The organism is Streptomyces sp. NPDC058751 (assembly GCF_042746485.1).
In the GTDB taxonomy this organism is placed as follows: domain Bacteria; phylum Actinomycetota; class Actinomycetes; order Streptomycetales; family Streptomycetaceae; genus Streptomyces.
The window spans coordinates 154501-166824 of the sequence record NZ_JBHYPZ010000007.1; the positions used below are offsets into that span (position 1 = coordinate 154501).

Annotated in this window: 15 protein-coding genes and 1 pseudogene; 9 read left to right on the plus strand and 7 right to left on the minus strand. The window is 71.5% G+C overall.

Annotation, left to right across the window (positions count from 1 at the left end; genetic code table 11):
- Positions 1-8: 8 nt before the first annotated feature.
- The gene (locus ACFW6B_RS09570) at positions 9-749 is read left to right on the plus strand and encodes a FadR/GntR family transcriptional regulator (RefSeq protein WP_386593915.1); all 741 of its coding nucleotides are present in this window, start codon (positions 9-11) and stop codon (positions 747-749) included.
- A gap of 71 nt (positions 750-820) precedes the next feature.
- Complete coding sequence (locus ACFW6B_RS09575; protein WP_386593801.1) at positions 821-1306, plus strand: protein-tyrosine phosphatase family protein; 486 nt, start codon at positions 821-823, stop codon at positions 1304-1306.
- 121 nt (positions 1307-1427) lie between these two features.
- Here the strand turns inward: ACFW6B_RS09575 and ACFW6B_RS09580 are convergent.
- Positions 1428-2691 (minus strand): annotated as a pseudogene (locus tag ACFW6B_RS09580) (RNA-guided endonuclease InsQ/TnpB family protein).
- A gap of 209 nt (positions 2692-2900) precedes the next feature.
- On the opposite strand from ACFW6B_RS09580, the gene ACFW6B_RS09585 reads away from it, so the two are divergent.
- Complete coding sequence (locus ACFW6B_RS09585) at positions 2901-4256, plus strand: sensor histidine kinase (RefSeq protein ID WP_386593802.1); 1356 nt, start codon at positions 2901-2903, stop codon at positions 4254-4256.
- Positions 4253-4951, plus strand: a complete 699-nt coding sequence (locus tag ACFW6B_RS09590) for a response regulator (RefSeq protein WP_386593804.1) — start codon at positions 4253-4255, stop codon at positions 4949-4951. The genes ACFW6B_RS09585 and ACFW6B_RS09590 overlap by 4 nt, the downstream gene beginning before the upstream one ends.
- Positions 4952-4973: 22 nt before the next feature.
- Here the strand turns inward: ACFW6B_RS09590 and ACFW6B_RS09595 are convergent, their stop codons facing one another.
- A complete protein-coding gene (locus ACFW6B_RS09595) occupies positions 4974-5168 on the minus strand; it encodes a DUF397 domain-containing protein (protein WP_386593806.1) in 195 nt (64 codons plus the stop codon).
- Positions 5150-5983, minus strand: a complete 834-nt coding sequence (locus tag ACFW6B_RS09600) for a helix-turn-helix domain-containing protein (RefSeq protein ID WP_386593809.1) — start codon at positions 5981-5983, stop codon at positions 5150-5152. Before ACFW6B_RS09600 ends, ACFW6B_RS09595 begins: the two co-directional genes overlap by 19 nt.
- A 229-nt stretch (positions 5984-6212) precedes the next feature.
- Here ACFW6B_RS09600 and ACFW6B_RS09605 point away from each other — a divergent pair, with 229 nt between their 5' ends.
- The 5 genes from ACFW6B_RS09605 to ACFW6B_RS09625 all read left to right on the plus strand — a co-directional run bounded on the left by ACFW6B_RS09605 (position 6213) and on the right by ACFW6B_RS09625 (position 9012).
- A complete protein-coding gene (locus tag ACFW6B_RS09605; protein WP_386593811.1) occupies positions 6213-6371 on the plus strand; it encodes a hypothetical protein in 159 nt (52 codons plus the stop codon).
- Complete coding sequence (locus ACFW6B_RS09610) at positions 6368-6592, plus strand: hypothetical protein (protein WP_386593813.1); 225 nt, start codon at positions 6368-6370, stop codon at positions 6590-6592. The genes ACFW6B_RS09605 and ACFW6B_RS09610 overlap by 4 nt, the downstream gene beginning before the upstream one ends.
- A gap of 77 nt (positions 6593-6669) precedes the next feature.
- Positions 6670-7416, plus strand: coding sequence for a DNA repair protein RecO (gene recO, locus ACFW6B_RS09615; RefSeq protein WP_386593816.1), 747 nt, complete (start codon positions 6670-6672; stop codon positions 7414-7416).
- A gap of 108 nt (positions 7417-7524) precedes the next feature.
- Positions 7525-8370, plus strand: coding sequence for an isoprenyl transferase (locus ACFW6B_RS09620; RefSeq protein ID WP_386593818.1), 846 nt, complete (start codon positions 7525-7527; stop codon positions 8368-8370).
- 75 nt (positions 8371-8445) lie between these two features.
- Complete coding sequence (locus tag ACFW6B_RS09625) at positions 8446-9012, plus strand: hypothetical protein (protein ID WP_386593820.1); 567 nt, start codon at positions 8446-8448, stop codon at positions 9010-9012.
- A gap of 22 nt (positions 9013-9034) precedes the next feature.
- On the opposite strand, the gene ACFW6B_RS09630 is transcribed toward ACFW6B_RS09625, so the two are convergent.
- Genes ACFW6B_RS09630 through ACFW6B_RS09645 form a run of 4 tightly spaced genes read right to left on the minus strand, consistent with a single transcriptional unit; the run spans position 9035 to position 12153 of the window.
- A complete protein-coding gene (locus tag ACFW6B_RS09630) occupies positions 9035-9451 on the minus strand; it encodes a Fur family transcriptional regulator (protein ID WP_386593822.1) in 417 nt (138 codons plus the stop codon).
- 58 nt (positions 9452-9509) lie between these two features.
- On the minus strand, positions 9510-10412 hold the full coding sequence (locus ACFW6B_RS09635; protein ID WP_386593824.1) for a metal ABC transporter permease: 903 nt from the start codon (positions 10410-10412) through the stop codon (positions 9510-9512).
- Complete coding sequence (locus ACFW6B_RS09640; RefSeq protein ID WP_386593917.1) at positions 10412-11197, minus strand: metal ABC transporter ATP-binding protein; 786 nt, start codon at positions 11195-11197, stop codon at positions 10412-10414. Before ACFW6B_RS09640 ends, ACFW6B_RS09635 begins: the two co-directional genes overlap by 1 nt.
- Entirely contained in the window at positions 11197-12153 is a 957-nt protein-coding gene (locus tag ACFW6B_RS09645; RefSeq protein WP_386593825.1) for a metal ABC transporter substrate-binding protein, read from the minus strand. Before ACFW6B_RS09645 ends, ACFW6B_RS09640 begins: the two co-directional genes overlap by 1 nt.
- Between the last annotated feature and the right edge of the window lie 171 nt (positions 12154-12324).

Here is a 12324-nt window from a genome sequence, read left to right on the forward strand (position 1 = left end):
AGCGTACGATGCGGCGCATGCCTGAGGAGACCGGGAGCCGGCGCCGGCCCGAGCGCCGGGTGAGCAGCCAGATCCAGCGCGAGGTCATGCAGCTGATCCTCGACCAGGGGCTTCCGGCCGGTGCGCCGCTGCCCACCGAGACCGAGCTGATGAACGATCTCGGGGTGAGCCGCAATTCGGTCCGCGAGGCGCTCAAGGCCCTTCAGGCGCTCGACATAGTCGAGATCCGGCACGGCTACGGCACCTATGTGGGTGAGGCGTCCATGTCGCCGTTCGTCGACGGGCTGACCTTCCGTACGCTCGCCCGTCCGGACGATCCGACCGGGGCACTGGCCGAGATCCTCCAGGTCCGCGAGGTGCTGGAGGAGGGCCTGATAAGCCGGGTGGCCGAAGTGCTGACCGAGGAGGAGCTGGACCGGCTCGAAGCCGTCGTCGCGGAGATGGAGACGGCGGGCGACGAGGGCCGCTCCTTTCCCGAACTCGACATCAGGTTCCACGAGTTGCTGTACGCCTCGCTCGGCAACCCGCTCGTCCCCCAGCTGCTCGGCGCGTTCTGGACCGTCTTCCGGCGGGTCGCCGCGGTGCGCGGCTGGACCGACGACATCACCCCGGAGGTCACGGCCCGCCGCCACCGGGACATCCTCGACGCCCTGCGGGTACAGGACGTCGAGGGTGCCCGGCGCGCGATGGCCGACCACTTCCGGGGCATCGAGGCACGTGCCGCCCAGGGCTCCCGCGGCGTGGGCTGAAACGAGACCGCTTTCGGCCAGGCGTTTCTCCCGAGCCGCCTTCGTACCGGTGTCCGGCCTAGGCTGGCCGCATGACCGACATCCAGCCCGACTCCTCGCCCGCTTCCCGGGCCGGCGGCGGCACCTGGGACGCGGACGGCGCGGGGGTGCTGGCGTTGCCCTCCGGCCGGCTGATCCGGGGCCGGGGACTGCGCCGGCCGCTCCCGGCCGACGGCGGCCCCGAGCCCGCGTACGCCGTGTACCTGCTCGGCAAGGAGCCGCCCCAGGTCCCCTGGGAGGCCCACTGGCTGCGCTGGCCCGACTTCCGGCTGCCCGCCGACCGGGCGGAGGCCCGCGAGGTCATCGCCCGGGCGTGGGAGCGGGCCGCCGGTGAACGCGTCGAGATCGCCTGCCACGGCGGCCGGGGCCGCACCGGCACGGCCCTGGCCTGCGTCGCCGTCCTTGACGGGGTGCCGCCGGAGGAAGCGGTGGCGTACGTGCGCCGGCACTACGACCGGCACGCGGTGGAGACGCCGTGGCAGCGCGCGTACGTACGCCGCTTCGGCACCCGCGACTGATCAGGCCCTCTGAGCTCCCTACGGCCGTGTCGCCCGGAAGCGCAGGACGCCGCCTCCCGCGTGCACGGCCACGGACACGTCCTTGAATCCTCCCCGCCCTGAAGGGGAGGGGATTTCTGGCTCAGGCTGCCTCCGGGAGCGGCGCTCCCGGGGGTCTTGTGCCCTCGGCGCCAGCCGGGTTGAGACCAGCCCGGTGGAGCATCACGCGGGCGGAGTTCTTGTCCCTGGGGGACACGGCTCCGCACGCGTTGCAGGTGTAGGTGCGTTCGGACAGCGGGTGGGGGTCCCCCCACGCCTTTAAGGCAGTGGGGGAGCGTGCTTGGTTCTCGCTCCGCACTGTGCGCAGTCCATGGTGGTGTGCGCGGGGTGCACGAGGCGGATGTCCCGTCCGTGCTTGCGGCCCATTTCGACCAGGGCCTTCTTCGTGGCGCCGATCGCGGCGTCCGCCGCCTTGCGTGCCATCGACGACCTGGCGAGGAACTTCGGGCGGAAGTCCTCGACAGCGACGGCGTCGTGGTCGGTCACGACCTTCTTCGCCCATTTACGGGCCGTGTCCTGCCGCTGGCGGGCGATCTTCGCGTAGGTCTTCGCCCGCCACCTCTTCGCCTCGCGGTAGCCCTTCGAGGCGGCCTGGCCCTTCTTCGGTCTGCGGCGGGCCGTCATCCGGTCGTACCGCGAGAGCTTGTGCCGAGCCTTCTTCCCGTGCTGGGCGTGCGGGAGGTCATGCGTGTCGGAGGTGGTGGTGGCGGTCTCCTTCACCCCCAGTCCACGCCGAGCACGCGGCCCGTCTTCGGCAGTGGCTGCACGTGGGCAGGCACGACGAACGAGCAGTACCAGTGCCCCAGCGCGTCCTGGTACACGCGCACCGAGGACGGGTCGGACGGCAGGTCCCGCGACCGCACCACCGTCAGCACGATCTTGCCCGCGAGGTGCAGGCGCCCGCCCTTCAGCCGGAATCCACGCCTGGTGTGGTTCAGCGTGGGCAGTGCCTCGCGCTTCTTCTTGTGCCGGGGCATCCCAGCACGGCGGTGCACCGGCAGCCGGTCCTTGACGTCCTTCTGCGCCTTCGCACGGGCCTTGGCGAAGTCGCGGACGGTCTGCTGCTGCACCACCGAGGAGCCCCCGGCCAGCCACGGAATGCGGGCGCGGGCCCCGGTCAGCATCCTGTCGAGCTGCGCGGGACCGCACGTCCACCTGTCCTGAGGGTGCGCCTTGTTGTGCAGGTGCACCGCCCTGGACCTGGCCACGCACTCGTTCCAGATCCACCGGCAGCGCCCCCACTCCGCCTCCAGCGCGGCCCGGCCCGTGGCGGACACCCGGAGCCGGAAGGTGTAACGGGCATGCCCACCGGCAGCGCCCGGTTCCCTCACCACGGTGACCGCCATACCCCTCCCCTCCCCACCCACGCCACGGGCGGCGTTCCGCCCCGCACACCAGGACCGTACGTGCGAGCAACGCACACCCGTACCCCCTTCCCCCACCGTCACCCGCACCAGCGATCACGGGCACATGCGTTCGTCATGTCCCGTGTCGACCCCGGTCGTACGTCCACGGTCCGATGCCCCGGCCGCACCGCCTGCCTACGATCGGGCACATGCATGTCACGCCGTCGCTCCCCTCGCTCAGACGTGTTCCGCCCGGCGCCTGGGTGGTCCTGGCCTGGTGCGCCAGCACCGTGTTCACGTTCCTCGCGCGGATCCGGCTGCCCGGCCAGAGCGGGCCCAACGAACTGGCCGCCGCCCAGTTCTACCGCTGGAACGGGATGCTGTTCCTGACCGTGGCCTGCGGCCTGGCCCTGGCCGGCAGCGCCTGGCTCGGGCGCCGGCCCCTCGCCGCCCTGAGCCTCCTGCTCGCGGCGGGCGCCCTGTTCACCGTCAACCTCGGCGTCGGAGCGATCCAGCTCGCCCAGTACCTGGCCGTCGACGTCGCCCTCTACTTCATCGCGGCCACCCGGCCCCGCCGCACCGGAGCCGTCGGACTCGCCATGGCGCTCGCCGTCCTGGTCGCCTGGCTGTCGGTACGGCTGTTGCAGGGCTGGGGAATCGACACCCTCGTCGAGCTGACCGTGGCGCTGACCGTCGTCGTCTCCTGGCTGCTCGGCGACGCCACCCACCGCACCCGTGTCCACGCCGAACAACTGCGGACCCGGGCGGCGGGCCAGGCCGTCACCGACGAACGCCTGCGCATAGCCCGGGAGATGCACGACATGGTCGCCCACAGCATCGGCATCATCGCCCTCCAGGCGGGCGCGGCGGCCCGGGTCGCGCACACCCAGCCGGACGCCGCCCGCGAGGCGATGACGGCGGTCGAGACGGCCGGCCGCGAGACCCTCGCCGGGCTTCGCCGCATGCTCGTCGCACTGCGCGAGGCGGACCACGGGGACCAGGAGGCCCGGACGGACGGGGGCGAGCGGCGCCGCCCCTCGGGGGATCCGGGCGGCGACGGCGACGTGGACCCGCGGGGCCGGTCCCGGGAACACGGCGCCGCGGAGACGGCCCCTCCCGGCGAGGACGGGGCGGGGACCGCGCGGACCGTGCCGCTGCGCCCGGCCGAGGGCCTGGCCGACCTCGACCGGCTGGCCGCCGCGGCGACCGCGGCCGGGGTCCGCGTGGACGTCCACTGGACCGGCGAGCGGCGCCGGCTCCCGCCGGAGATCGACCTGTCCGCGTTCCGGATCGTGCAGGAGTCCGTCACCAACGTCCTGCGGCACGCGGCGACGACCGTCTGCCGGGTGACCGTCGACCACCGTGACACGGAGGTCGCGGTCGAGATCACCGACGACGGCCGGGGCGGGGGCGGAGGCACGGACACCGGGTTCGGTCTCATCGGCATGCGCGAGCGGGCCGCCCTGCTGCACGGCGAGTTCACCGCGGGCCCGCGCCCCGAGGGCGGGTTCCGGGTGAGCGCCCGCCTCCCGCTCCCGGCCACGGGCGGGGCGGGCGCCCGATGACGGTGCGCGTGGTCCTCGCCGACGACCAGCAGCTCATCCGCACGGCCCTGCGCATGGTCATCGCCGACATCGAGGACATCGAGGTGGTGGGCGAGGCGGAGAACGGCGAGGAGGCGGTGGCGCTCGCCGGAGAACTGCGCCCCGACGTCGTCGTCATGGACATCCGCATGCCCGGCATGAACGGCATCGAGGCGACCCGCCGGATCACGGCGGACACCTCCGCGCCGACGGGCCCGACGCGGATCGTCGTCCTCACCACGTTCGACGACGACGATTACGTGTACGGGGCGCTGCGCGCCGGCGCGTCCGGGTTCCTGGTCAAGGACATGGGCCTGGACGACATCATCGGGGCGATCCGCGTGGTGGCCGCCGGGGACGCGCTCATCGCCCCCGGCGTCACCCGCCGGCTCATCCAGGACTTCACCGCCGCCCGCCCCGAAATGGTGGGCAAGCATTCCGAGTTGAAAGGCGTCACCGACCGCGAGCGCGAGGTCCTGACACTGGTCGGCAGCGGGCTGTCCAACGCGGAGATCGCCGAGCGGCTCTTCATCAGCGTGGCCACGGCGAAGACGTACCTCACCCGGCTGCTCTCGAAGCTGGACGCCAGGGACCGCGTCCAGCTGGTGATCATCGCGTACGAGGCGGGGCTGGTGTCGGTGAACCGGTCGGCGCGGACCCGTGACGCGGCCCGGTGACACGGCCCGGTGACGCGGAGGTTCAGCCCGTGACGCCGGCGACGAACGCGGTCCAGGCGTTCGTGCCGATCAGCAGGACGGGCCCGTCGGGCACCTTGCTGTCCCGGACGGGAACGAGCCCCGGGACTCCGTCGGCGACTTCGAGGCAGTTGCCGCCCTCGCCGTTGCTGTGACTGCTCTTGCGCCAGTGGGTGTTGCTCAGGTCATGGGCGCGCATCGTCTGAAGTCCTCCGCCGCCGCCTCGATCAGGGCTAGGGACGCCTCGGGCGACAGCGCGACGGCCCTGAGCAGATCGTAGGTGTGCTGCGCACGCTTCACCACAGCCGGATCGTCGACGAGCGTTCCCGAAAAGGACGTCTCCGTATAGGCGGTCGGCGGAGCGTCCTCGAACTCCATGAGCCGGAGGTCCCCGGCCATGAGCGCGTGCGCCCCGGCCGCGTACGGGATCACCTGCACGACGGCCTTCCGCTCCCGCACCACACCCGTGAGATGGCCGAGCTGTCCGGACATCGTCACCGCCCCGCCCACCGGGATGCGCAGCACGTTCTCGTGCAGCACCGCCCAATACAAGGGCCTTGTAGCGTCGGCGAGGACATGGGCCCGTTCGAGCCGGGCGGTCACCTTCTCCTCCGCGTACTCGTCCGTGGCGAACGGATTGGAGGCCAGCGTCACCGCCCGCGCATACCCCGCCGTCTGCAGAAGACCCGGCACCAGCGCGGGCGCGAACTCCGCGATCCTCGTCGCCGTGCGCTCCAGTTCGACGACCGTCGCGAAGTACCCCGCGTACCGCTTGTCGTCGATGAGCTTGTGCCACATCCGCTCGAAGAAGCCGTCGCTCCGCAGCAGTGAGTCGATGCGCTGGGCCACGTCCAACTGAGGCTTCCGGACGGCCTGTTCGAACTGGCCGATATAGCCCCCGGAGACGAAAACCCGAGCCCCCAGTTCCACTTGGGTGAAACCCGCGTCCTCCCTGCGTCGTTTCAGTTCTGAACCGAAAAACTCCCAGGCGGCCTGCCGCGAACCGTTGGCCATGGGCCAACCCTTCTGCGCTGCACCACGCTTGTAGCGGACGGGACCCTGCCGATTCTAGATGCGGAGCGTCACGATGGAGATGCGAAGCGTGAAAACGGCAGATCGGTGGGGCAAGGTGAGGGAAGAACACGCACGAGCACACGTACCGGCGCAAGGACGACCCCACGTACACACGCCGCCTGACGGTCGGCGGGACTCGGCGCACCGCGTCGAAGAGGCGGAGGAAACCGTGCAGGATTTACGGACGGCGCTCGCGGGAGCCGGCATCACCTTGCCCTCCCTGGGAGTCGACCTCGCGAGTGTGGCGCGCGACACACCCTGCCCGCTGATCGTCCTGGGCGGCTGCTCCGTCGAGGTCGCGGCCCGGCTCGCGGCGGCCCTGCGATGAGGGAGGTGCCGCCGCCGACCGGCTCCTGCGCCGTCGACACCCGCACCGGCAGGGTCGGCGTGGTCATGGGGCACGAGGGGCCGTACGTGCAGCTCAGACCGCTCGGTGGCGGCAGGGAGTGGGACTGCCTGCCGGAGGCCGTCCGGCAGGCGACCCCGACGGAGCGGATCAGCGCGGCGACCGCGTACGTCAACGCCCGCAGCCGTGGCGAGGTGCCCTGAAGCGCGGCCCCTCCCGAAGCCCGGGCCCCTCGGACCACCGGGGCGGCCCGGGCGCGCCGTAGGCGAGAATGGGCCGCATGAGTCTGTTCCGCGACGACGGCATCGTGCTGCGCACCCAGAAGCTGGGTGAGGCGGACCGGATCATCACGCTGCTCACGCGCGGTCACGGCCGCGTACGGGCGGTGGCGCGCGGGGTCCGCCGGACCAAGTCGAAGTTCGGGGCGCGCCTCGAACCCTTCTCCCACGTGGACGTGCAGTTCTTCGCGCGGGGCAGCGAGCTGATCGGCCGCGGGCTTCCCCTGTGCACCCAGAGCGAGACGATCGCCCCGTACGGTGGCGGGATCGTCACCGACTACCCGCGCTACACCGCGGGAACCGCGATGCTGGAGACCGCCGAGCGGTTCACCGACCACGAGGGGGAGCCGGCGGTGCAGCAGTACCTGCTGCTGGTCGGCGGGCTCCGCACCCTGGCCCGCGGTGAGCACGAGCCGCACCTCGTCCTCGACGCCTTCCTGCTGCGCTCCCTCGCGGTCAACGGCTACGCGCCCAGCTTCAGCGACTGTGCCAAATGCGGCATGCCGGGACCGAACCGCTTCTTCTCGGTCGCCGCGGGAGGAACCGTATGCGCCGACTGCCGGGTGCCCGGCAGCGTCGTACCCTCGCCTCAGGCCCTCGAACTCCTCGGCGCGCTGCTCACGGGAGACTGGGAGACCGCGGACGCGTGCGAGCCGCGGTACGTCCGGGAGGGCAGCGGGCTGGTGTCGGCCTATCTGCACTGGCACCTGGAGCGCGGGCTGCGTTCCTTGCGGTACGTGGAGAAGTAGGCGACGCCCGGAGGTCCGGGCGGCGAGAGCGCGCGAGCGCGGCAGTGAACAGCAGGCAGAACGAGACGGGCGCCCGGCGCACGCGAGCAAGAGGGAGACGAGAAGCACATGGTCGTACGCGGGATCCTGGGCGGCCGGCGCCGCGAGTACAAGGCGCCGGAGCCGCACCCCTCCGGTGCCCGTGCGCCCAAACTCCCCGGCGAGCTCGTCCCGAACCACGTGGCGATCGTCATGGACGGGAACGGCCGCTGGGCCAAGGAGCGCGGGCTGCCGCGCACCGAGGGGCACAAGGTCGGCGCCGAGCGCGTGCTCGACGTGCTCCAGGGCGCGGTCGAGGTCGGCGTCGGCAGCATCTCCCTGTACGCCTTCTCCACCGAGAACTGGAAGCGCTCGCCCGACGAGGTGCGCTTCCTGATGAACTTCAACCGCGACTTCATCCGCAAGACCCGCGACACCCTCGACGAGCTCGGCATCCGGGTGCGCTGGGTGGGCCGCATGCCCAAGCTGTGGAAGTCGGTCGCCAAGGAGCTCCAGATCGCCCAGGAGCAGACCAAGGACAACGACGCGCTCACGCTGTACTTCTGCATGAACTACGGCGGCCGCGCCGAGATCGCCGACGCGGCGCAGGCGATGGCCGAGGACGTGAAGGCGGGCCGGCTCGACCCGTCGAAGGTCAACGAGAAGACCCTCTCGAAGTACATGTACTACCCGGACATGCCGGACGTGGACCTGTTCCTGCGCCCGAGCGGCGAGCAGCGCACCTCGAACTACCTGATCTGGCAGAGCGCGTACGCCGAGATGGTCTTCCAGGACGTGCTGTGGCCCGACTTCGACCGGCGTGACCTGTGGCGGGCCTGCGTCGAGTACGCCCAGCGCGACCGCCGCTTCGGCGGCGCCGTCCCGAACGAGCAGCTGCTCGCGATGGAGCAGGCGATGCGGGGCGACGGGTCGTAACACCCGCTGCCCGGTGGCATTGTTCGAATCCGGCGCTACGATCACGGCCCATCACCACAGGACTGGGGAGGGGCCGTGGTCGAGGGTGCTGGGCCGTACGGGCCGTACGGGATGCTGGAGTGGGCGCACGGGGCGGATGCCGTCGAGCTGGAGTACCGGCCGACGGCCGAGGACTTCACGTCGGCGGTGCGGGCGCTGATGCGCGTCGGCCGGGAGAGCCGGAAGTGGTTCTGGTGGTTCGTCTACTTCGTCGTCGCCAGCTTCGTGAGTGCCGCGATCTCGTGGTCCGAGGGCCACATGACGTCGGTGGCGATCCGGTTGGGCGGGCTGCCCGTATTCCTGTGCATAGCCTGGTCCGTGCCGGTGTCCTGGGCCCGTCGGCTGCAACGTGAGGCGGAGCCCCACGGCACGTCCCGGGTGACCGTCACGAACACCGGGGTGATCGTGACCACGGACAGATCCACCAAGGTGCGCGAGTGGGCCGCCCAGCCCCGCTACCGGGAGACGAGGGGCGTCTTCGTCGTGCTCGGCCCCGACAAGAGCATCGACGGCATGACCCTGCTGCCCAAGCGGGCCGTCCGCACCCCCGAGGACGTCGACAGGCTGCGGGCGATCCTCGACCGCAACCTGACCCGCGTCTGAGCGTCCGCGCCCCGCAGAGGGCTCAGGCGTTCGCCGACGCGCACTCCGCGCACGTGCCGAAGATCTCCACCGTGTGCGCCACGTTCACGTAGCCGTGCTCCGCGGCGATGGCCTCGGCCCACTTCTCCACCGCGGGGCCCTCCACCTCGACGGCCTTGCCGCAGACGCGGCAGACCAGGTGGTGGTGGTGCTCGCCGCTGGAGCAGCGCCGGTAGACGGACTCGCCGTCGGAGGTGCGCAGGACGTCGACCTCGCCGGCGTCGGCGAGGGACTGGAGCGTGCGGTAGACGGTGGTGAGTCCGACCGAGTCGCCCTTGTGCTTGAGCATGTCGTGCAGCTCTTGCGCGCTGCGGAACTCGGTCACCTCGTCGAGCGCCGCCGCCACGGCGGCACGCTGCCGGGTGGAGCGGCCCCGGACGGGCGATCCAGCGGTTGTCACCGTTGCCTCCTCGCGTCTGCGCCTGCCCGGCCATTGTGCCAGTCCGGGCGGGGCGTGTTCAGACGCCGGCGGTGCTCTCCGGGCCGCGTGTGGCCGGAATTGCGCACTCCGCGGGATCCCCGGCCGTCTGCGCCGCGGCCAGCGCACGGGCCCGGCGCCGGGCCAGCGGCGACGCCAGCGCGGTCAGTGCGATGAACGCGCCGATCGTCAGGAGCACGATCGTCGAACCGGGCGGCACGTCCTGGTAGAACGACGTCACCGTGCCGCCGATCGTCACGCTCACCCCGATCGCCACCGCGACGGCGAACGTCGCCGCGAAACTCCGGGTGAGCTGCTGGGCCGCCGCCACCGGCACCACCATCAGCGCGCTCACCAGCAGCAGGCCGACCACGCGCATCGCGACGGTGACCGTGACGGCCGCCGTGACCGCCGTCAGCAGGTTCAGGGCGCGCACCGGCAGACCGGTCACCCGGGCGAACTCCTCGTCCTGGCTGACCGCGAACAACTGCCGGCGCAGTCCGAGCGTGACCACCAGGACGAAGGCGGCCAGCAGGCAGATCGCCGTCACGTCGGACGCGCTCACCGTCGACAGCGAGCCGAAGAGGTACGAGGTCAGGTTGGCGTTCGAGCCGCCGGGCGCGAGGTTGATGAACATCACGCCGCCCGCCATGCCCCCGTAGAAGAGCATGGCCAGCGCGATGTCCCCGCGGGTCCTGCCGTACCAGCGGATCAGCTCCATGAGCACGGCGCCCAGCACGGACACGGCCGTCGCCGTCCACACCGGGGACGTGGACAGCAGGAAACCGAGGCCGACGCCCGTCATCGCCACGTGGCCGATGCCGTCGCCCATCAGGGCCTGACGGCGCTGGACCAGGTAGATGCCGACGGCGGGCGCGATGACGCCCACCAGGACGGCGGCGAGCAGCGCCCGCTGCATGAAGGAGTATTCGAGGATGTCCATCAGCTCAGGAGTCCCGTCCGGATCGGTTCGGCGTCGTGAGCCGCGTGCGGGTGTACGTGGTCGTGGCCGGGCAGGGCGTGCTGGCCGACCGCTCTCGGGGGCGGGCCGTCGTGCAGGACGCAGCCGTCCCGCAGGACGACCGCGCGGTCGATCAGCGGCTCCAGGGGCCCCAGTTCGTGCAGGACGAGCAGCACGGACGCGCCCCGGTCGACCTGGCCGCGCAGGGTCTTCGCCAGCACCTCCTGGCTGGCGAGGTCCACGCCCGCCATCGGCTCGTCCATGATCAGCAGTTCGGGCTCGGAGGCCAGCGCGCGGGCGATGAGGACCCGCTGGTGCTGTCCGCCCGACAGGGCGTTCACGGAGTCCTTGGCGCGGTCGGCCATCCCGACGAGCTCCAGGGCCCGTCGCACGGCCGCGTGGTCGGCCTTGCGCAGGATGCCGAAGCGGGCACGGGAGAGCCGCCCCGAGGCGACGATCTCGGTGACCGTCGCCGGCACGCCGCCCGCGGCCGTGGTCCGCTGCGGGACGTAGCCCACCCGGTGCCAGTCGCGGAAGCGGCGGCGCGGAACGCCGAAGATCTCGATCTCGCCCGCGCTGGGGGCGACCTGGCCGATGATGCCCCGCACGGCGGTCGACTTGCCGGAGCCGTTGGCGCCGAGCAGCGCGACGACCTCCCCGCGCCGCACGGTCAGGTCCACGCCGCGCAGGACGGGGCGCGAACCCAGCTCCGCCCGGACGCCGCGCAGGGACACGACGGACTCGTTCACGACGTCCTCCACAGTGATCACTTCGTTCCGAGAGCTGACTGGAGCGCTTTCAGGTTCGACCGCATGACCTGCATGTAGTCGTCGCCCCTGGACTTTTCCGTGATGCCTTCGAGGGGGTCGAGGACGTCCGTCCGCAGCCCCACGTCCCGGGCGATCGTGCCGGCGGTCTCGTCGCTGACGAGCGTCTCGTAGAAGACCGTCGTGACGCCGTCGGCCTTCGCCAGGTTCTCCAGGGCCCGCACCCGGTTCACGCTGGGCTCCGACTCGGGGTCGATGCCGTTCACGGCCTCCTCGATCAGCCCGTAGCGCTCGGCGAGGTAGCCGAACGCGGCGTGGGTGGTGATGAAGGTCCTGGTCCTCGTGTTCGCGAGGCCCTCGCGGAAGTCCTCGTCCAGCGCGGTGAACTTCTTCCCCAGCGCCGCCATGTTCTTGTCGTAGTCCGCGGCGTGCTTCGGGTCGGCCTTCTTCAGAGCGGCCGACACGCCCTCGGCCACCTGGCGGAAGCGCACCGGGTCGAGCCAGACGTGCGGGTCGGTGGCGCCGTGGTCGTGGTCGTGGTCGTCGCCGTGGTCGTGCCCGCCGACCTCGTCGTCGTGCTTCTCCAGCGTCGTCAGCGAGGCCGCGTCGACCTTGGTCCCGACCCCGGACTGGGCGATCGCGTCGTCGACGGCCGGCTGGAGGTGCTTGATGTAGAACACCGCGTCGGCCTCCTGGAGCCGCGCGGTCTTGCTGGCGCTGATCTCCAGGTCGTGCGGTTCCTGGCCGGGACGGGTCAGGTTCGTGACGCTCACGTGCGACCCGCCGATCTCCTCGACGAGGTACTGGAGCGGGTAGAACGAGGCCACCACGTCGAGTCTGCCGTCGTTCCGGGCGTCGGCCGAGGCGGAACCCGAGCAGGCCGTGAGAGCGCCGAGGCCGAGGGCGGTGGCCGCCACGGCAGCGGCCCCCGGTATGAGGCGTCGTCGTACGTTCATGACAGTCATTTTCAACAAACTTGGAAACGATTGTCAACAAGCCCTCGTGCGGGCGCCCGTGCCTCCTCCGGCAACAGGCATCAAGCGGATCCAACCGGCAGAAAGCAGTCCACTGCGCGAACCGATTTGATACAGGGGCGGCTGGCGCCGGTAACCTGAATCATTCGCTGC

Excerpts from the sequence above, each read along its gene's own strand:
- ACFW6B_RS09590 (WP_386593804.1), top strand. The coding sequence starts at position 4,253 with ATGACGGTGCGCGTGGTCCTCGCCGACGACCAGCAGCTCATCCGCACG.
- ACFW6B_RS09610 (WP_386593813.1), top strand. The coding sequence starts at position 6,368 with ATGAGGGAGGTGCCGCCGCCGACCGGCTCCTGCGCCGTCGACACCCGC.
- ACFW6B_RS09620 (WP_386593818.1), top strand. The coding sequence starts at position 7,525 with ATGGTCGTACGCGGGATCCTGGGCGGCCGGCGCCGCGAGTACAAGGCG.
- recO (WP_386593816.1), top strand. The coding sequence starts at position 6,670 with ATGAGTCTGTTCCGCGACGACGGCATCGTGCTGCGCACCCAGAAGCTG.
- ACFW6B_RS09645 (WP_386593825.1), bottom strand. The coding sequence starts at position 12,153 with ATGAACGTACGACGACGCCTCATACCGGGGGCCGCTGCCGTGGCGGCC.
- ACFW6B_RS09595 (WP_386593806.1), bottom strand. The coding sequence starts at position 5,168 with ATGCGCGCCCATGACCTGAGCAACACCCACTGGCGCAAGAGCAGTCAC.
- ACFW6B_RS09575 (WP_386593801.1), top strand. The coding sequence starts at position 821 with ATGACCGACATCCAGCCCGACTCCTCGCCCGCTTCCCGGGCCGGCGGC.
- ACFW6B_RS09585 (WP_386593802.1), top strand. The coding sequence starts at position 2,901 with ATGCATGTCACGCCGTCGCTCCCCTCGCTCAGACGTGTTCCGCCCGGC.
- ACFW6B_RS09635 (WP_386593824.1), bottom strand. The coding sequence starts at position 10,412 with ATGGACATCCTCGAATACTCCTTCATGCAGCGGGCGCTGCTCGCCGCC.
- ACFW6B_RS09570 (WP_386593915.1), top strand. The coding sequence starts at position 9 with ATGCGGCGCATGCCTGAGGAGACCGGGAGCCGGCGCCGGCCCGAGCGC.
- ACFW6B_RS09600 (WP_386593809.1), bottom strand. The coding sequence starts at position 5,983 with ATGGCCAACGGTTCGCGGCAGGCCGCCTGGGAGTTTTTCGGTTCAGAA.